This window comes from Streptomyces sp. NPDC050738 (assembly GCF_040654175.1).
GTDB lineage: Bacteria > Actinomycetota > Actinomycetes > Streptomycetales > Streptomycetaceae > Streptomyces.
In genome coordinates, this window is sequence record NZ_JBFAHN010000022.1 from 45,849 (window position 1) to 63,813 (window position 17,965).

Annotated in this window: 20 protein-coding genes; 11 read left to right on the forward strand and 9 right to left on the reverse strand. The window is 68.6% G+C overall.

Going from position 1 to position 17,965, the window contains the following annotated elements:
- Positions 1 to 65: 65 nt before the first annotated feature.
- Positions 66 to 1,283 (forward strand): glycoside hydrolase family 64 protein, encoded by a 1,218-nt coding sequence (locus AB0H78_RS35645; RefSeq protein ID WP_363238971.1) that lies wholly within the window; start codon positions 66 to 68, stop codon positions 1,281 to 1,283.
- Between the two features lie 69 nt (positions 1,284 to 1,352).
- Here the strand turns inward: AB0H78_RS35645 and AB0H78_RS35650 are convergent, their stop codons facing one another.
- Positions 1,353 to 1,508 carry a hypothetical protein gene (locus AB0H78_RS35650; RefSeq protein WP_363238972.1) on the reverse strand — a complete coding sequence of 52 codons (156 nt, stop codon included), beginning with the start codon at positions 1,506 to 1,508 and terminating at the stop codon, positions 1,353 to 1,355.
- A gap of 265 nt (positions 1,509 to 1,773) precedes the next feature.
- Between AB0H78_RS35650 and AB0H78_RS35655 the strand changes: the two genes are divergently transcribed.
- The 3 genes from AB0H78_RS35655 to AB0H78_RS35665 all read left to right on the forward strand — a co-directional run bounded on the left by AB0H78_RS35655 (position 1,774) and on the right by AB0H78_RS35665 (position 3,279).
- The gene (locus AB0H78_RS35655) at positions 1,774 to 2,265 is read left to right on the forward strand and encodes a DUF2975 domain-containing protein (protein WP_363238973.1); all 492 of its coding nucleotides are present in this window, start codon (positions 1,774 to 1,776) and stop codon (positions 2,263 to 2,265) included.
- Positions 2,265 to 2,486 (forward strand): helix-turn-helix transcriptional regulator, encoded by a 222-nt coding sequence (locus AB0H78_RS35660; protein WP_266324226.1) that lies wholly within the window; start codon positions 2,265 to 2,267, stop codon positions 2,484 to 2,486. The genes AB0H78_RS35655 and AB0H78_RS35660 overlap by 1 nt, the downstream gene beginning before the upstream one ends.
- A gap of 193 nt (positions 2,487 to 2,679) precedes the next feature.
- On the forward strand, positions 2,680 to 3,279 hold the full coding sequence (locus tag AB0H78_RS35665; RefSeq protein ID WP_363238974.1) for a peptidoglycan recognition family protein: 600 nt from the start codon (positions 2,680 to 2,682) through the stop codon (positions 3,277 to 3,279).
- A gap of 4 nt (positions 3,280 to 3,283) precedes the next feature.
- Here AB0H78_RS35665 and AB0H78_RS35670 read toward each other — a convergent pair whose 3' ends face one another.
- Positions 3,284 to 3,832, reverse strand: coding sequence for a cupin domain-containing protein (locus tag AB0H78_RS35670; protein ID WP_363238975.1), 549 nt, complete (start codon positions 3,830 to 3,832; stop codon positions 3,284 to 3,286).
- A gap of 243 nt (positions 3,833 to 4,075) precedes the next feature.
- On the opposite strand from AB0H78_RS35670, the gene AB0H78_RS35675 reads away from it, so the two are divergent.
- Positions 4,076 to 5,215: an FAD-dependent oxidoreductase gene (locus AB0H78_RS35675; RefSeq protein WP_363238976.1), complete on the forward strand. Its 1,140-nt coding sequence runs from the start codon at positions 4,076 to 4,078 to the stop codon at positions 5,213 to 5,215.
- Here AB0H78_RS35675 and AB0H78_RS35680 read toward each other — a convergent pair.
- The gene (locus tag AB0H78_RS35680; protein WP_363238977.1) at positions 5,181 to 5,663 is read right to left on the reverse strand and encodes a MarR family winged helix-turn-helix transcriptional regulator; all 483 of its coding nucleotides are present in this window, start codon (positions 5,661 to 5,663) and stop codon (positions 5,181 to 5,183) included. The genes AB0H78_RS35675 and AB0H78_RS35680 overlap by 35 nt on opposite strands.
- Before the next feature lie 85 nt (positions 5,664 to 5,748).
- Here AB0H78_RS35680 and AB0H78_RS35685 point away from each other — a divergent pair, with 85 nt between their 5' ends.
- The 3 genes from AB0H78_RS35685 (at position 5,749) to AB0H78_RS35695 (ending at position 9,419) form a co-directional block, all read left to right on the forward strand.
- On the forward strand, positions 5,749 to 6,348 hold the full coding sequence (locus AB0H78_RS35685; RefSeq protein WP_363238978.1) for a hypothetical protein: 600 nt from the start codon (positions 5,749 to 5,751) through the stop codon (positions 6,346 to 6,348).
- Between the two features lie 12 nt (positions 6,349 to 6,360).
- A complete protein-coding gene (locus AB0H78_RS35690; protein ID WP_363238979.1) occupies positions 6,361 to 6,927 on the forward strand; it encodes an NAD(P)H-dependent oxidoreductase in 567 nt (188 codons plus the stop codon).
- Between the two features lie 131 nt (positions 6,928 to 7,058).
- Complete coding sequence (locus tag AB0H78_RS35695; protein WP_363238980.1) at positions 7,059 to 9,419, forward strand: GH92 family glycosyl hydrolase; 2,361 nt, start codon at positions 7,059 to 7,061, stop codon at positions 9,417 to 9,419.
- Positions 9,420 to 9,501: 82 nt separating this feature from the next.
- On the opposite strand, the gene AB0H78_RS35700 is transcribed toward AB0H78_RS35695, so the two are convergent.
- Positions 9,502 to 10,119 (reverse strand): hypothetical protein, encoded by a 618-nt coding sequence (locus AB0H78_RS35700; protein ID WP_363238981.1) that lies wholly within the window; start codon positions 10,117 to 10,119, stop codon positions 9,502 to 9,504.
- A gap of 99 nt (positions 10,120 to 10,218) precedes the next feature.
- Here AB0H78_RS35700 and AB0H78_RS35705 point away from each other — a divergent pair, with 99 nt between their 5' ends.
- The gene (locus tag AB0H78_RS35705; protein ID WP_363238982.1) at positions 10,219 to 11,382 is read left to right on the forward strand and encodes a winged helix DNA-binding domain-containing protein; all 1,164 of its coding nucleotides are present in this window, start codon (positions 10,219 to 10,221) and stop codon (positions 11,380 to 11,382) included.
- Between the two features lie 31 nt (positions 11,383 to 11,413).
- Here AB0H78_RS35705 and AB0H78_RS35710 read toward each other — a convergent pair whose 3' ends face one another.
- Entirely contained in the window at positions 11,414 to 12,211 is a 798-nt protein-coding gene (locus AB0H78_RS35710) for a phytanoyl-CoA dioxygenase family protein (RefSeq protein ID WP_363238983.1), read from the reverse strand.
- 119 nt (positions 12,212 to 12,330) lie between these two features.
- On the opposite strand from AB0H78_RS35710, the gene AB0H78_RS35715 reads away from it, so the two are divergent.
- Positions 12,331 to 13,236: an AraC family transcriptional regulator gene (locus AB0H78_RS35715; RefSeq protein ID WP_363239018.1), complete on the forward strand. Its 906-nt coding sequence runs from the start codon at positions 12,331 to 12,333 to the stop codon at positions 13,234 to 13,236.
- Between the two features lie 122 nt (positions 13,237 to 13,358).
- Here AB0H78_RS35715 and AB0H78_RS35720 read toward each other — a convergent pair whose 3' ends face one another.
- On the reverse strand, positions 13,359 to 14,819 hold the full coding sequence (locus AB0H78_RS35720; protein WP_363238984.1) for a PHB depolymerase family esterase: 1,461 nt from the start codon (positions 14,817 to 14,819) through the stop codon (positions 13,359 to 13,361).
- Between the two features lie 401 nt (positions 14,820 to 15,220).
- Here AB0H78_RS35720 and AB0H78_RS35725 point away from each other — a divergent pair, with 401 nt between their 5' ends.
- Positions 15,221 to 15,985, forward strand: a complete 765-nt coding sequence (locus AB0H78_RS35725) for an alpha/beta hydrolase (protein WP_363238985.1) — start codon at positions 15,221 to 15,223, stop codon at positions 15,983 to 15,985.
- Here the strand turns inward: AB0H78_RS35725 and AB0H78_RS35730 are convergent.
- Genes AB0H78_RS35730 through AB0H78_RS35740 form a run of 3 tightly spaced genes read right to left on the reverse strand, consistent with a single transcriptional unit; the run spans position 15,969 to position 17,964 of the window.
- Complete coding sequence (locus AB0H78_RS35730; protein ID WP_363238986.1) at positions 15,969 to 16,421, reverse strand: pyridoxamine 5'-phosphate oxidase family protein; 453 nt, start codon at positions 16,419 to 16,421, stop codon at positions 15,969 to 15,971. The two genes, AB0H78_RS35725 and AB0H78_RS35730, sit on opposite strands and share 17 nt — an antisense overlap.
- Positions 16,422 to 16,468: 47 nt before the next feature.
- Positions 16,469 to 17,323 (reverse strand): SDR family NAD(P)-dependent oxidoreductase, encoded by an 855-nt coding sequence (locus tag AB0H78_RS35735; protein WP_363238987.1) that lies wholly within the window; start codon positions 17,321 to 17,323, stop codon positions 16,469 to 16,471.
- A complete protein-coding gene (locus tag AB0H78_RS35740; protein WP_363238988.1) occupies positions 17,320 to 17,964 on the reverse strand; it encodes a TetR/AcrR family transcriptional regulator in 645 nt (214 codons plus the stop codon). The genes AB0H78_RS35735 and AB0H78_RS35740 overlap by 4 nt, the downstream gene beginning before the upstream one ends.
- Position 17,965: the final 1 nt, after the last annotated feature.

The following is a 17,965-nucleotide window of genomic DNA, read 5'->3' on the forward strand; positions in this document are numbered from 1 at the left end:
TCAGCGAGTGGACGCACCGCGCAACACCCCCACACAGCACGGCACTTCCACCGAGGAGGAAGAGCTTGTCCGCTCATCGCGCCCCACACCGCTCCCGCAGAAAGCCATCGACGGCGCTCGCCGCCCTGGCCGTCGCCGCCGCCCTGTTGATCGCCTCACCGTCCGCCCCTGCTGCCGAAGCCGCCGTTCCCGCGACCATCCCCCTGACCCTCACCAACAACTCGGGGCGCGGCGATCAGGTGTTCGTGTACGTCATCGGCACCGAGCTCGCCACCGGCCGGCAAGGCTGGGCGGACGTCAACGGCACCTTCCACCCCTGGCCGGCCGGCGGGAATCCGCCGACCCCGGCCCCCGACGCGTCGATCCCCGGCCCGGCCAACGGGCAGGTGAAGACGATCCGTATGCCGAAGTTCTCGGGCCGGGTCTACTTCTCCTACGGGCAGAAGCTCATCTTCAAGCTGACCACCGGCGGCCTGGTGCAGCCCGCCGTGCAGAACCCGAGCGACCCGAACGCGAACATCCTCTTCAACTGGACGGAGTACACGCTCAACGACTCCGGTCTGTGGATCAACAGCACCCAGGTCGACATGTTCTCCGCCCCCTACGCGGTCGGAGTGAAGATCCCCAACGGGACGACCAGAAGCACCGGCCATCTCAAGCCCGGCGGCTACAACGGCTTCTTCAACGCCCTGCGCAGCCAGTCCGGCGGCTGGGCGAATCTCATCAAGACCCGCTCGGACGGCACGATCCTGCGGGCCCTCGCACCCGGCCACGGCATCGAGGCCGGCGCCCTGCCCGCCACGGTGATGAGCGACTACGTCAACCGCGTATGGACCAAGTACTCCTCGCAGACCCTGACGGTGACACCGTTCACCGACCAGCCTTCGGTCAAATACTTCGGCCGGGTGTCAGGCAACACCATGAACTTCACCAACACATCGGGCGCCGTGGTCACCTCCTTCCAGAAGCCCGACTCCGACAGCATCTTCGGCTGCTACAAGCTCCTCGACGCGCCCAACGACCTCGTACGCGGCCCCATCTCCCGCACCCTGTGCGCCGGTTACAACCGCTCGACCCTGCTCACCAACCCCAACCAGCCGGACGCCTCCGACACGAACTTCTACAAGGACGCGGTCACCAACCACTACTCCCGCAACATCCACGCCCAGATGGTCGACGGCAAGGCCTACGGCTTCGCGTTCGACGATGTGGGCGCCCACGAATCCCTCGTCAACGACAGCAACCCCCAACAGGCCTACATCACGCTCGACCCGTTCAACTGATCCTGTACGGGACCTCGTTGCGGGCCGGAGCACCCCGAGCCCCGGCCCGCAACACCCCGTCGCGCGGGATCACCAACCGGTCCCGTCAGCGCCCCCGCGTACGGTCAGCAGATCCCAGACCTGCCCCAGGGCTTGCTCGGCGGTGTCCGGAAGCCGGTCCGCGCTGCCCAGCCGCCGCGCGACGGCGCGGGCGAGTGCGGCGCGGTGCGGCGCCGTCGCCTCCATCGCCCGGACCAGGGCCCCTCGTCGTTGAGCCGGGGCAGCTGCTCGATCCCTTGCCAGGTCGCGTCGAAACGCTGATTGCGCCCGCGTCCGGCAATGCCCTGGTTGCCGTCGGTGAGAACGGCACCGACGGCGGTCCCGCCCTGCCGGTACGCATCCCAGGCCAACTCCATGGCTGCCCGCCGTCGCACCCGCCCTCTGTCGCAGACCTTGCTTCACCTATCGAAATTCGATAGATTCCCGTCGTCATTCGATAGGAAGACGGGTCATGGGAAAACTGACAGTGCGTGCTCTGCGCGCCGTGCTCGTGGTGGTGCTCGCCGGCACCGTGTTCGTTCAGGCATCGATGGCGTGGGCGTTGATCAGCGGGAACGACCCCGAGGACGGCTCGCTCCCGCTGACCCCGCTGCGCGTGATCACCTTCCTGGGCATGGTGTCGGCCCAGACCGCACTGGTCTGCGTTTGGCGGCTGGTGGCGATGGTGCGACGCGGAACCGTCTTCTCCCACGCCGCGTTCCGGTACGTGGACATCGTGATCGGCGCGATCGTGGCGGCTGCCCTCATGTGGTTCGCGATCACGGCCGTCAACGCGCCGGGCCAGCGGGACGACCCGGGCGTCACCCTCATCATGGGCGGGGTCGGCGTGGCCATCCTGGGGGTCGCGCTTCTCGTGCTCGTACTGCGGATGCTGCTCGCCCAGGCGGTCGCGCGCGACGTCGAAGCGGCGCAGATGCAGGCCGAGCTGGACGAGGTGATCTGATGCCGATCACCGTCGACATCGACGTGATGCTGGCCAGACGGAAGATGTCCGTGGGCGAACTCGCGGAGCGCGTAGGAATCACGCCGGCCAACCTGGCGGTGCTCAAGAACGGCCGCGCCAAGGCGGTGCGCTTCGCGACGCTTGCCGCGCTCTGCGAGGTACTCAAGTGCCAGCCGGGCGACCTGCTGCGCTGGGAGGCCGAGGACGCCGCGAGCGGATGACGCGGCTCAGCGGCTTGCCGCGTACGCCGAGACCTTGAACCGCGCCCCCATGGCGGGCGCGTACCGCCTTTGGTCGGCCCTTTGGCATGTTTCAAAGGGGCTTGGCAGGGGCGCGGGGATGGGCACATCATGAGGCGCGCCCTTGTCATGGACGCGACTCGAGTGCCTCCGCCCTCTCCCCCAAGGGACCCCCATGGATCAACTCAGCCCCGGCGCCAGACCCTCGCGCCGGCGCCTGCTGCAGGGCGCCGCGGTCACCGCCGCTGCCGCCGCCCTCGGGCCGCTCACCGCCGGGCGCGCCGCCGCGGCCTCGTATCCCGCGACGCACTGGATACCGGCGAGCACCTCCAACTACACGGTCTCCAACCGCCCGAGCAGCTACCCCCTCAACTATGTGGTCATCCACGTCACCCAGGAGACCTTCCAGGACGCGATGCGGATCTTCCAGGATCCGAGCCGCAAGGTGTCCGCGCACTACATGGTCGCCTCCGGCGACGGATACATCGGACAGTTCGTGCGCGAGAAGGACATCGCCTGGCACGCCGGGAACTGGGACTACAACACGCGCTCCATCGGCATCGAGCACGAAGGCTGGGTCGACCAGCCGTCGTGGTTCACCGATGTGATGTACCAGCAGTCGGCGAAGCTCACCGCAGCAGTCTGCGACCGCTACGGCATCCCGAAGACGCGCACGCACATCCTGGGCCATGTCGAGGTCCCGGGCACGGACCACACGGATCCGGGACCGTACTGGGACTGGACGAAGTACCTGCGCCTGGTCAACAACGCCTGAGCGCTCAGGGCGTGTTGGCCGGGCCTCCTCCCGGCGCCGCCCGCAGGCCGCCGGGCACCATCGGCGTGATCTGCTGGATGTCGTAGCGCAGCCGCAGCTCCCGTATCGCATCCTGGTCCGGCGGTCCCTGCCGGACCAGGAGTTCGCCGATTCCCTCCAGATACTCCTCGTGCCCGGCGGGCGCCACCAGGAACAGCATCCGGGCGGCCGTCAGGCCCGGGTTGGCGAAGGCGTGCGGGCAGCCCGGGGGTACGAACATCAGGGAGCCCGGGCCGCCCCGCGCGACCTTGCGGCCCGAGTCCGACTCCCACGTCTGCCAGTCGCCGGCCGTCCGGACGCTGGGCTCGAAAGCCAGCAGGTCGAGCTCTCCGTCGAGTACGTAGAAAAGCTCCTCGGCCTCGGCGTGGGCATGAGCGCCCACGTCGAATCCAGGGGCGACCTCGACCTCGAAGAGGGACCAGCGTTCGGTCTGTCCGACCCCCACCTTGAGCGTCATTCCGGTGCCACCGATGGTGCGGCCCGCACCGGGCGGGACTACCAGTCCGTCAGTCATGCGGTCATCGTGCTGCGGAGCGATTCGCTCCGACAAGAGGGCGGATGGCACTCGGCATTTCGTCATATGCCGTCGGGTCAGGCTCAGTTGGACCGGTCCCGCTCCTGTCCGAAACGTGAAGGAGATCGCGCCGGCGACCCGCTGCGGGCGGGAGCAGCCCTCCGACAGGGTTGAACTTCGTGGTGCGAACTAATATTGTTCGTGACACGAACTCAACTCTTTGTCTTTGGGAGCGTGTTGTCCATGACCCGTACAGTTGCAGTCATCGGCGGAGGTTACGGGGGCGCCGCGGTCGCCAAGGCACTGGAAGCCGAGGCCGACGTCGTCCTCATCGACCCACGGGACGCCTTCGTGAATGCGGCCGCCTCACTGCGGGCGCTGACCCGACCCGACTGGGCGGGGAACATGTTCTTCCCCTTCGACACCATGCTCACCACCGGCAGGGTGCTGCGCGAGCGCGCGCTCTCGGTCGATCCCGGCGGTGTGACTCTGGCCTCGGGCGCGTATGTCCCGGCGGACTACGTGGTGTTGGCGTCCGGCTCCAGCTATCCCTACCCGGCCAAGCCCGCCTCCGATTCCACCTTCGAGGCGCTGGCGGACCTGCGCCGCACCCACAAGGAACTGCTCCCCGCCCAGCGGGTCCTGATCCTCGGCGCCGGCCCGGTCGGTCTTGAACTGGCCGGCGAGATCAAGGAGGTCTGGCCGGACAAGCACGTGATCATCGCCGACCCGGCCACAGAACTTCTTCCCGGCTTCGAACCCGGGCTCGTGAAGGACCTGCACAGTCAACTCGACGCCCGTGGAATCGAGTTGCTCCTCGCCACCGGCTTGACCGCACATCCAGAGACCGAGGCAGGCCGGTTCGGCACCTTCACCCTCGCCACCACCGCGGGCAGCACCGTGAGCGCCGACATCTGGTTCCGCGCCTACGGACCCACCACCAACAGCGACTACCTCGCCGACGGCCGACTCACCACCCGCAACCCGGCCGGCCAGGTCCCGGTGACCCCGTCCCTCCACGTCGCAGGCCACCACCACATCTACGCGGTCGGCGACATCACCGACGTCGCCGAGGCCAAGATGGCCGGCTTCGCCATGCGGCATGCCGAGGTCGTCGCCCAGAACATCAGCGCCCAGCTGAAGGGCGAACAACCCACCGCCACTTACCAGCCGATGCCCCACCCCATCATCCTCCTCCCCCTCGGCTCCACCGGCGGCGTCGGACAACTCCCCTCCCCCGAGGGCCCCACCCTCGCCTCCGCCGCCATGGTCTCCGAGTACAAAGGCGCCGACCTGTTCACCCACCGCTTCACCACACAATTCGGCCCCACCGCTGAATGCCACCGGATCAACGTCCGGGCCGACGGCCTTCGGCGTCGGTGAGGCGCTCCACGACCGTCTCGCCGATATCGGCGAACACCTCGATCTGCTCGGGAGTCAGCAGATCGACGAAGTGCCTGCGGACGGACTCGACGTGCAGAGGGGCCGCAGCCCCGATGGTCCGCAGCCCCAGATCGGTGAGGACCACGACCGCACCCCTGCCGTCCGTCTCGCACTCCTCGCGCACGACGAGACCGCGCTGTTCCATCCGGGCCAGGTGATGGGAGAGGCGGCTGCGGGACCAGAGCATGCGCTCCGCCAGCTCACTGACCCGACACCGGCGATCCGGGCTGCTCCCCAGATTGGACAGCACGTCGTAGTCAGGGTCCGAGAGCCCGCTCTGCTGGGCAAGGTCGCGTGACACCTGGGCATTGAGCAGCAGGAACATGCGGCGGTACGCCTGCCATGCGCGCTGCTCGCGATCGGACAGCCAGCGGGATTCCTGGGTCATACGGCCACCGTACCGGCATGTGGTTGACGTGTCACACACCCCGCTCTACGGTGGTGCGTGACACGTCAACCATATGGAGGCCGCCGTGGCGCGCTCGCTGAGTCTCATGTCGGGGCTCGTCCTGTTCGGCGTGAGCGTCGCGCTCATGGTCGCCGCGGGGCTCGGCCTCCCCTCCTGGGACGCCCTGCACCAAGGAATTTCGCGCAGTACCGGGCTGTCCTTCGGGTGGGTCGTGAACCTGGTCGGCGTCCTGGTGCTCCTCGCCTGGATACCGCTGCGGGTCCGCCCCGGCATCGGCACCCTCTGCAACATCCTCGTCATCGGCGTCGCAGCCGATGTCACGCTCGCCCTCCTCCCGGAGACCGGTCTCCTGGCCGTACGCATCCCGTTCCTCCTCGTAGGAATCGGGCTGAACGCCGTGGCCACCGGGCTCTACATCGGAGCCGGTCTCGGCCCCGGACCGCGCGACGGCCTGATGACCGGCCTGGCGCAGCACGGGATCTCGATCCGCGCCGCGCGCACGGTGATCGAGGTCGGCGTGCTGCTCGCAGGCTGGCTGCTCGGTGGCACGGTCGGCGTCGGCACGCTCCTGTTCGCCGTGACGATCGGCCCCCTCGCCCAGCAGGCCATCCGCCGCTTCACCATGGCACCGACCACCGCCTCCACCACCACCTCGACCACTTGAAGGATCGGCACGATGCCTCGTCTCTACGTCGTCTCCGCCAGCACGCGCCCCACGTCGGCGGGGCGCCCGCTGGCCGCCTGGATCGCCGAACTCGCCGTCTCCCGACCGGAGTTCGACACCACACTGATCGATCTCGGGGAGCTCGCCCTGCCGTTCTTCGATGAGCCCGAACATCCCTCCGGTGGCCGATACGCGCATCAGCACACCAGGCAGTGGAGTGCGAAAGTCAGCTCCGCCGACTGCTTCGTCTTTGTCATGCCGATGTACAACGGCGGCTTCAGCGCACCCCTCAAGAACGCCATCGACTTCCTCTACCAGGAGTGGCAGGGCAAGCCGGTGGGCCTGATCAGCTACAGCGCGGGCACATCGGGCGGCGCCCCGGCGATCGAGATGATCCGGCCGGTACTCGGCCGGGTCGGCCTGCGCCCCACCGCGAAGAGCCTTTCGGTTCCCGGCATCGAGGAGCACATCCGTGAGGGGCAAGGGTTCATGGCCACACCCGAGATGACGGCGCAGGCCGAGGCCGTCCTCGACGAGGTGGCGGAGTCACTCGCAACAGCAGAGCATGCCGCAGCCTGAGCAGTCCGGCCCGGCCGGTCGTCAATCCACGGCCAACCGTCCACGGGCGGCCGTGGATTGACGGGACCACACCAGAGGGGACAAGATCGACAGGCATCAGGATGACAACGTTGTCGTACGAGAGGAACGCGATGCGAGCGTTGAGACGCGTATTCACCGCCTTGTTGGTCGTCAGCACCATGGCCGCGGCTTCCGTCACCTCCGGCGTAGCCAACGCCAGAGACCGCGGACCGCAGTTCGCCGCGGATCCCACCACGCTGGTCGACACGTCGATCGGCAACAACGGTGACGGAACCACCTTCCCCGGCGCGGCCGCCCCGTTCGGCATGGTCCAGCTGAGCCCCGACACGCAGCTGAACAAGTACGCGTCCTACGACTACCAGCAGGACACCATCCTCGGTTTCAGCCATACGCATCTCTCGGGCGTCGGGTGCCAGACGATGGGCAACATCCGCTTCATGCCCACCACCGGAGCGGTCACCTCGTCCGACCCCGCTCAGTACGGCGCGAAGTTCAGTCATGACAACGAGACCCGAGCGCCGGGCTATTACGGCGTGAAGTTCGACAACGGCATCCAGGCCGAGCTCAGCGCGACCCAGCGGACCGGCCAGCACCGCTACACCTACCCGGCCGGTGCGGGTGCCGAGAACGTGCTCATCGAAGCCGGTCAGAGCAACGGCAGCACCTATGCGGGCGACATCAAGGTGGTCGGGAACGACACCGTGGAGGGCTGGGTCCAGGGAGGCAACTTCTGTGGAGAGACCGGCAAGGAGCGCTACCGGGTCTTCTTCAGCGCCAAGTTCGACCGGACCTTCTCCACGTTCGGGACCTGGACCGACGGCACGCTCACCCCGAACCAGCGCGAGGCGACTCGCGGCACCAAGCGCGCCGGTGCCTGGCTGTCGTTCGACCCGGCCAAGGGCGGACAGGTCGGCTCATCGGTGGGGCTGTCCTACACCTCGGTCGACGGTGCGCGTCTCAACCGCACCGCTGAACAGCCGAAGTCGTTCGACAAGGCCCGCGCCGGCGCGCACGACGCCTGGCGGACCGAGCTGAACCGTATGCGCGTGGCCGGTGGCAGCACCGCCGACCAGCGCACGTATTACAGCGCGCTCTATCACTCGCTGCTGCACCCGTCGGTCGGCTCCGACGTCGACAACCGCTATCGCGGCTTCGACGACCAGGTGCATCGCGCGGATTCCACGTACTACCAGATGTTCTCGCTCTGGGACACCTACCGATCGCAGAACCAACTGGTCGCCCTGCTGCATCCGGACAAGGCCGCCGACATGGCCAAGTCCGTGCTGCACATCTACCAGGACGGCGGCTGGCTGCCGCGCTGGGGGCTGGGCAACGGCGAGACCAATGTGATGAGCGGCGACCCCATCACCCCGTGGATCGTCGACATCTACAACCGCGGCCTGCTCGACAACCGCACGTCGCGCCAGCTCTTCGACGCGCTCTGGAAGAACGTCAACGAGGTCCCCACGGACCAGTCCCTCTTCCGTGGCCGTGACGGCAACTCCACGTACGTCAAGAACGGTTGGGTCGGCTACCAGAATCTGCCCGGGTACACGTACGGGGACAGCCGCCAGGCGGGCTCGGCCACACTCGAGTACTCACTCGCCGACTGCGCGCTGTCCACGATGGCCGGCGGTCTCGGCTACAAGGACAAGGCCTCCACGCTCGCCTCGCGCTGCGACAACTTCGCCAAGCTCTGGGATCCGAGTGTCACCTCACAGGGCTTCTCCGGGTTCCCGGTCACGAAGAACGCGGACGGCAGCGTCGCCGGCGATCCCGACCCCAGTCAGGCCGGCGCCTTCCACGAGGGCACCGCTTGGCAGTACCAGTGGCTCGCCCAGCAGGACCCGCAGACGCTGTACGGCCTGATGGGCGGTCAGGGCGCTGCCGAGCAGCGGCTGGACAAGTTCTTCGACATGCCCACCGTGCTCACCGACCCGGCCAAGGCCGCCTCGGAGTCGTGGGTGACCGGCGCCTACGACTACCACAACAACTTCGCCTTCAACCCCAACAACGAGCCCGACTTCCACACGCCGTGGATGTACGCGTGGACCGGCGCGCCCTGGAAGACCTCGGCGGTGCTGCGCGCCATGCGGACGCTCTTCACCGACAGCGTGTACGGCATGCCCGGCAATGACGACCTCGGTGCGACCTCGTCGCTGCTCGTCTTCGCCATGGCCGGCATCTTCGAGGCCCAGCCCGGTTCCGCCAAGTACGTGATCACCTCCCCCATGTTCGAGAAGGTCGAGATCCGGCCCGAGCATGGGCGCAGGATCGCCATCGAGGCTCCCGGCGCCGACGCGTCGAAGCTCCAGTACGTGGCTTCCGTGCGCACGGGGAAGGGCGCGCTGCGCCAGAGCTGGCTGTCCCACAAGGACCTCCTCCACGCCGACACGATCAACATCAAGCTCTCTGATCAGCCGACGAGTTGGGGCGTCGACGCTGCCCCGCCCGCGATGAACCAGGGCTGAGGTTGTTGTCCTGCGGTCCCCTCATCGAGGGGACCGCAGGACACTATCGCTGTCGCGCGCACGTCGGCCGCCCCGCCACCTCTCACGGCTTCAGACCGAAGAGCGCGGCGACCCGCTCGGTCAGTTCGTCCTCGCTGAGCGACCCGTCGACCTCGATGCCCTGGAGCCCGAGTTGCTCGACCTCCTCGGCCACTCGCTCGGTGAACAGCCGATCGCGCTCCAGCAGATTGGCCAGGGCCCGCTGTGGATCACTGGTGTGCTGAGCGATGCTCCAGGTCGATCCGCGGCTCTCAAGGGCGGCGACGCGGAACTCGGGTGTGGGCAACAGCCATACGGCATGGCCGGGGGCGTCCAGCAGCGGCTTGACCAGGTGCGGCAGCAGCCGGAACCCTTCGGCCACCAGCGGCGGCCTCGGATCCGGCTGCAGCAGGTCGTCCGCGATGAGGTGGAACCCCTCGCCGCGAAACCAGTGGAAGGTCTCGAGCATGGTCCGTGGGTCGCGGTCGAGCCACCGCTCGTCCATGTCCATCGCCATGAACCGGTGCAGGAACGGGCTGTCCTGCGGTGTGCTGCGCCTGGTGTGGTCGGACATGGCGGCATCGGTGTCGTAGATCCGCAGCCCGTAGCGGTGATGCAGGTGGCGGGCGATGGTGGACTTGCCGCCCCCGCTCCCCCCGGCGATCCAGTAGACCTGGCTCAAGCTTCGTCCGCCGCCTGGCATGTGGGTTCCGCCCCTCCTGATATTGCCCGGTGACCAAGGCGGACAGGTTCTGACCTCGATGCGAGTTAGCGTCGTGGCATGCCGACACGCATCGTGAGCTGGTCCGGGGCGAACGCCCGCCGTATCGAGCGCCAGGGTCTGGCCACACCTGTCGCCCTCTCTCCTTCTGCTGTCCCTGAACTCGCCGGCGTCATGCTGGGCGCGCACGCCCAGGTGCTGTCGGCGGCCGAACTCTCCCTCGGGCTGCGTACCGAGGGAGGGACGCGTGTCGACGTGCGTCGTGCGCTGTGGGAGGAACGGTCGCTGGTCAAGACGTTCGGCCCGCGCGGCACGGTACACCTGCTGGCTGCTGTCGACGTACCGATGTGGACCGGCGCGTTCTCCGCCATGCCGGCACGAGTCGGTCAGCAGGCCAAGGAGATCCGACTCACCGCCGCACAGACGGACGCGGTCGTCGCGGCCGCCGGGGAGGCCCTGTCCGGTGCGGAGTTGACCGCAGACGAGCTGACGGAGGCGATCGTGGCGCGTACCGGGGCGTGGGCCGGCGACCTCGTCGTCCCCGCCTTCCAGGGAATGTGGCCTCGCTGGCGGCAGGCACTGCACACGGCGGCGCATCGCGGTGTGCTGTCCTTCGGACCGAACCGCGGGCAGAAGGTGACCTATACGAATCCCGGTGTGGTGCCGATGGAGCAGGACGCGGCGCTCTCCGAACTCGTACGCCGCTACCTCTACGCCTACGGCCCGGCCACACCCCAGCATTTCGCCAAGTGGCTTGCGGTGAACAATGGTTGGACGACCGCACTGTTCGGGGAACTGGCCGCGGGCGGGGAGATCGAGCAGGTCGAATTCGAGGAGGTCGGGGCGGCATGGGTGGCAGCCGGGGACACCGATTTCCCGGCTCCAGGAGCGCAGGCTGAAGGAGTGCGGCTCCTTCCCTACTTCGACGCGTTCGGAATCGCTTCTCAGGCGCGCGAACTGCTCTTTCCGGGGCGGGCCTTCGAGCGCGCTCTGGCTGGCGGCCAGGCCGGGAACTTTCCGTTGCTGCTCATGGACGGGGTGGTGGCCGGGGTATGGCACCAGCGCCGCTCGGGAAAGCGCATCGCGGTCACGGTCGAACCGCTGGAGAAGTTGTCGGGAGGGCAGCTGAAGGAGCTGGAGCGGCAGGCGGAACGCATCGGTGAAGTGGGCGAAGGAGTCGCGGAGTTGACGGTCGGCACGGTGACGGTGGGGGCGCACGCCTAGGCATTGATGCGTTGGTCGGCGGACGAGCCCGCTACTTCTCAGAGCCGAGCAGACTGGCGGGACCGGATGTGGCCTGTCCCAGGCCCCGGCGCATCGTGATCTCCACGGGTGAGTACACGCCGTCGGCCCGCTCCAGTTCGTACGGCGCGGCCGGCATCAGCGGCGGCTGGGCCATGAAGCGCGGGCGCGCCCCGTGGTGCGGCTGCGCTGCGTGCACCACGAACGGATGGCACAGGAAGACGTCGCCCGGGGAACCGGTGGCGAGGGCGAGCGGCCGGTGGGCGGATGCCGCTACGAGGTCCGGCGCGATGGCCAGGCCGCTCGCGCCCTCCTCCCCGTACGGCTCCAGCACCTTAGGCACGTCGAGGTGGGAGCCGACCCTGATCCGGGTCGGGACGTCTTCCTCCCCCACGTCGCTGAAGAGAAAGAGCATCAGCAGGGCCCGGCCGCGTGAGCGGAGATTGGTGAAGGGCCAGGCCTCGCCCTCCACCGCATAGCTGCCCTCGATGTGCCAGCCCGCGTCGTCCGGCTCTTCCGCGTGCGGAAAGCGCAGCGGGAAGGTGCCGAGCGAGTAGCGCGGCTCCCAGCGTCCAGGGCCGGCCAGCAGGTCGTACGCCCTGTGCAAGGCCGGGGAGTTGGGTGCGGCGGCGAACGGGCCCTGGGCCATCCCGCCGACCCAGTGCACGGGCTGCGTCCAGGTCTCCGGGTCGCAGCCCGTCTCCTGCCACAGCAACCGCGCACAGCTCGCGGCCACGCGGGGCGCTACGGCACCTTCCAGCTTGACGAAGCCGTCGCGGAGGAAGCGGGAAACCAAGGTCGTGTCGTCCATGCCTCCATCGTGCGGCGCCGCACGTCCCGGTCACCCGACACTTGCCGCACCGCTTTTCTCGGGTGCGGTGTTCAGGGCCGCAGCTGATTGAATCGATGGACTGGATCTTGGAGGCGAGCGTGCTGGACCGGCTCAATCTGGCCATGGAGCACATCGAGCGGCAGCTCGACAGCTCCGTCGACGTGGGCGAGCTGGCGCAGGTCGCGGCCACGTCGGAGTATCACCTGCGGCGGATGTTCTCGGCGCTCGCAGGGATGCCGCTGTCGGAGTACATCAGGCGCCGGCGGCTGACCGTGGCGGGCGCGGAGGTACTGGCCGACGAGCGGACGCTGCTGGAGATCGCGGTGCGGTACGGATACGGCTCGGGAGAGGCGTTCGCGCGGGCGTTCCGCGCGGTGCACGGCGTGGGGCCCGGCGAGGCGCGGCGCACCAGAGCGGCGCTCAATTCCCAGCCCCGGATGACCTTCCGTCTCATCGTCGACGGGAGCAGCAGCATGCGCTACCGCGTCGTGCGCAAGCCGGAGTTCAGCGTCGTCGGGGCGAAAGCCCGGGTGCCGCTCGTGCACTCGGGGCCGAACCAGGCGATCATCGATTTCGTCCGCGGGACCGGTGAGCGGACAAGGAAGGTGCTGGAGAAGCTGTCCGACCAGGAGCCGCACGGCATCGTCGCGGTCTGCGACGACCTGGATCCCAGCCGGGCCGAGGGCACCGAACTCGACTACTACTACGGGGTCGTCACCTCGGAGTCCGCGCCGGAGAACATGGCCACGCTGCCCGTGCCGGCCGGGACGTGGGCGGTCTTCACCACCTCGGGACCTGCGCCGGAGGCGATCCAGGTGTTGTGGCGTGATGTGTTCACCGAGTGGTTCCCGTCGAACCCGTACCGAAGCCGCCCCGGGCCGGAGATCTTGCGCATGCGCATGTCGGCGGACGGCAGCGAGGCCGATGCCGAGCTGTGGCTGCCGGTGGAACGGGAGACGTCGAGCCGGACGGCACGTCACGCGGGCAGTGCCCCGGCCAGGTGACCGTGTTCCCGGCCGCATGCCCACCGGGCTCTTCTCGCGGTCTCAGGTGCCCCCTTGTTCCACGCGAGTGCAGTGGTGGCTGCACCGGGTGCGGCGCAGCCACCACCGTGTCGTGGCGTCGGTCAGGACGGGCAGCCGGAGTCGGCGACCACGAGGTAACCGGGTGAGGTTTCCTCCAGGGTGTGGGTGACGAAGAGGTTGTACAGGCCCATGTTCTGGTTGGAGCCGTTGGCGTAGACCGTCCCGAGGCTCTGATGGGCTCGTCCGGCGGCCACTTGGTTGTAGTTGTTGTCGGTGTAGCACTGGTGGGCGGCGCCTGTGGTCGCCGCCTGCACCGCCGCCGAGGGCGCCCCGACCGCTCCGGAACCGTCCACGGCGGCAACGGTGTAGCTGTAGGTCGTACCCGAGGCGAGCCCGCTGTCGGTGAAGGTGGTCGCGGTCGGCGAGCCGACCTCGGTGCCACCGCGGTGGACCCGGTACGACGCGGCACCGGCGACGGCGTTCCAGGAGAGGGACACCGATGTGCCGGTGGAAGCGGTGGCGGCGAGGCCGGTCGGGGCGGGCAGCGAGCCGCCGCCGTCGGTGGAGGTCAGGCCCCAGTCCTGGCCGATCTGGTACGAGGCGCAGATGTTCGCGTCCGGCAGGTACTGGCTCGCCGTGCCGCACTGGGCCGGGCCTGTCCCCGGATCCACCGGCTGGCCGTGGCTCATGCCCGTGATGCTGTACGACTCGACCGCCGGGTGGCCGGCGGAGTCCTGGTAGACCTTGTGCGGGTAGCCCTGCACGGAGTCGCTGACATCGGCCGCGGCGTCCGTACCGTGGACGTCGGTCCATTGCTGTACGAGCTCGGTCATGTTCATCGGGGCCACCGTGGTGTCCTGCGAGCCCTGCCACACGGACACGGTCGGATACGAGCCGCTGTAGCCCGAGTCGGCCGCGCGGACCTTGTCGCCCCACTGCTTGGGGGTGAGGTCCTTGCCGGGGCTCATACAGCTGAGCGCGTCGGTGACGGAGCGCGCGCAGTCGAAGGGAAGGCCCGCGACGACCGCGGCCCCGGAGAACACCTCCGGATAGGCGGCGGCCATCGCGGAGGTCATCGCACCGCCGGCGGACAGGCCGGTGACGTAGACGCGCGAGGGGGCCGTTCCGTAGTCCGCCGCCATCTTGTCGACCATCTGTTTGATGGACAGCGCCTCGCCCTGTCCGCGCGAGAAGTCGGACGCCTGGAACCAGTTGAAGCACGCGTTCGCGTTGTTGGCGCTCTTCTGCTGGGGCAGCACCAGGGCGAAGCCCCAGGCGGATGCCCACTTGGTCCAGCCGGTCTCGTCGTCGAACGCGGACGCCGACTGGGTGCATCCGTGCAGCGCGACGACAAGGGGGCGCCCGGTGGGCAGTCCGTCGGGAACGTAGCGGAACATCTGGAGGTTGCCCGGGTTCGAGCCGAAGCCTGTCACCTCCTGCAGGGTCGCGGCCGACGCCGGGGTCGGGGTCAGCAGCCCCAGAGCCAGGGCGATCAGCGACAGGACCAGCGCTATGGAGGCCCCGGAACGGCGCCTTGGGGAGAGGGAAGAAGCAGGATGCATCGTGCCACCTTGGCGATCGCGAGGGGTGGGGGAAGAGATCGCACCCGGCACGCTTCGCACCAGCACCGATGCATGGCCCGGGAGTTACGGGGAAGTTTCGTGCGACCGTCCGGCGGCGGTAATGGTGACGGGCCCCACCCCGACGGGGCGTCCCCTGTGCGTCGTCACCGTTGTGACACGGAGGGAGGCGCTCCGTGGGCCCGTCGGTGCAGGTGCGAAAAGAGCTTGAGCGGCTCAAGCCCCCGCTGATAGCTTCCAGTTCGCCGTGACACCGTCCGAGGAGGTGAGACCCATGAACGCTGTATCGATGTGGGTGCTCCCCCTCGCCGTCACGGCCGGGCGACTGATGTAAGCGTCGCCGGGGGCGCCTCGACCACAAGGCACTCCCGAAGGGCACCATCATGCATTCCTTGAATTTCACCTCCGAGTCGTCGTCGCATGGCATCACCGAGCGCGACTTCACCGTCGGCGACGTCCCCGGAGTTCTCTGGTCACCGGCTTCCGGCGCCGGCCGTGCACCTCTGATCCTGATGGGCCACGGTGGCGGCAACCACAAGAAACATCCCGCGATGGCCGGCCGCGCCCGCCTGCTCGTGAACGGCTGCGGCTTCCATGTCGCCGTCATCGACGCGCCCGGTCACGGCGACCGGCCTCGCTCCCCGTATGACGAGCAGGAGATCGCCGAGTTGTTCCGGGCGAGAGCGGCGGGTGAGCCGGAGGGCCCGATCGTCGTCCGCTACAACGCGCACCTGGCCGAGCTTGCCGTCCCCGAGTGGCGGGCGACCCTGGACGCGCTCCAGCGGCTCCCGCAGATCGGCGCCGACGGTCCGGTCGGTTACTACGGCATCAACATGGGCACTGCGATCGGTGTGCCGTTCGTGGCGGGCGAGCCCAGGATCGCCGCCGCGGTCTTCGGCCAGCACTGGCCGGAGGTCCTGGCCGGGCAGGCGAGCCGGATCACCATCCCGATCGAGTTCGACATGCAGTGGGACGACGAGCACATCCCGCGCGCGTCCGGTCTCGCGCTGTTCGACGCCTTCGCCTCGAAGGAGAAGACGTTGCATGCGAACTCGGGCAGGCACAAGGAGCTGCCCAGGTTCGAAGCCGACAGTGCGGTTCTGTTCTTCGCCCGGCACTTCGGCCGGGCGGTCACCGCTCAGATCTGACAGGGGCGGTGGTGTAACTCAGGTCGTTCGCGATCAGCGAGTCCGGGGTCAGCCGCAGCCAGGTCGTGCCGCGTTCGGTCGCGTCGTCGTGCAGATAGTGGGTGAAGCGCGCATCCCAGTGGCTCTCGTCCGGGCCCAGGTATCGGGCGAGCTTGCGTCGGCCACGGGGGACGTCGAAGGTGACGAGCTCGGCGCGTCCACGCGCGATGACCTGTTGGACCACGCCTGTTGCGATGTCGCACACGTCGACCACGACCGCCACCTGCGGATCGGCTGTGACCCGGTCGAAGAGTTTGGCCCACGGCCCGGTCAGGATCCAGAAGGCTCCCTCCTCCCACAGGAACCAGACCGGGCGCACGGTCGGCCCGGCCGTCGCGATGCGGGCGGTGAGCGGCTCGGCGAGGAAGGCGTCGATGTCGAAGGCAGGCGAGGTCATGCAGCGATTGTCGTTCGCGCGGGCGCCGCCGGACAGCGACTCTTGATCTAGGACCTGCGGCCTACGTCTGTCCTGTCGGGGCTTGTGGCTCCGGTGAGTTCCAGGCTCATGCGCCACAGATGCAGCCGGGCTTCGTCCTCGTACGCCTGGGAGTGGGCGCGCGTCTCGCGCGTCCGGTCGTAGAAGCGTCCGGTGGTGCGGGCGAGTTCCGGAGCGGTGATCAGCCGGTGGGTGGCGGCCACTCCTTCCTCCAGGGTGTCGATGCTGTGCCCGACCTCGGCGAGGACGATCTTGGTGGGCATGTAGGTGGCGGGGTGCAGGCTGTTGACCGTGATCTCGTCGGCGGGAAGGCGTGCGGCGAGTTCGAAGCCGGATGTGATCTGGGCGAGTTTGCTCTGGCCGTACGCCCGGACACCGGTGTAGCCGCGCTCGATCATCAGGTCGTCGAAGTCGAGCGGGTGCTGGCCGATGGAGGCGACGTTCACGATGCGGGCCGGAGCCGACGCACGCAGCAGGGGCAGCAGTTCGAGGGTGAGCAGGAAGCCGGCGAGGTAGTTGACGGCAAAGCGCAGCTCGTGGCCCTGCGCGCTGGTACGGCGGCTGCGGCCGTCCGGTTCGCCGGCGCCGATGCCCGCGTTGTTCACCAGTACGTCCAGGCTGTCGGTCGCCGTGCGAAGGTCGTCGGCCATGCGGCGGACCTGGTCGAGGTCGGCGAGGTCCGCCGTCACGGTGCGGGGCTTGGTGGCGCCCCGGGCCGCGAGATCGTCCGCGAGACGGTCGAGTTTGGCCTGGTCGCGGCCGTGCAGGATCACGTCGGCGCCTTCGGCCGCCAGGCGTTCGGCGAGCGCCCGGCCGAGGCCGTCCGTGGCGCCGGTGATGAGGATGGTGCGGTGGCTGGTCATCGCTGGTCTCCTGAGTCGCTCGAAGTGTCGGGTGCAGGGGGCGGGGTCCGGGTGAGGGTCGTCGTGAGCTCGTCGACGAGCTCGGCGTCGACGGGTTGCCGGGTGGCCAGGAGGCGGTACCAAAGTGTGCCGAACACGATGTCCAGGACGGTGGCCGCGGTGGGGTGGCGCGGTAGGTCGCCCCGGCTCCGGGCCCGGTCGAGTACGACGTGGAGCGCATCGCGCCGGCCCTGCAGGAACGCGGTGCGGAAGAGCTGTCCGAAGTCGGTGTTGATCTGAGCCTCTGCCATAAGCGCGCACAGGATCTCGGCGATGAGCGGCCGCCGGCCGAGGCGGAAGGTGTCTTCGAGGAATGCCCGTAGGTCGTGCGCGTAGGAGCCGTGGTCGGCGTTCGTGACGTTCAGCTCGGCTTTGAGCGCGAGCGCCTCGAGGAGGACGTGAGCCTTGGAGGGCCACCAGCGGTAGATCGTCTGCTTGCCGCATCGGGCACGGTGGGCGATTCCTTCGATCGTCAGGGCCGCGTAGCCGACTTCGCCGATCAGCTCGAATGCAGCGGCCAGGATCGCGGCGCGGCTCTCCTCGCTGCGTTTGCGTCCCGGGCGCACCAACTCGTCCTGGTGAGAACGCGGTTGCCTGTCCATG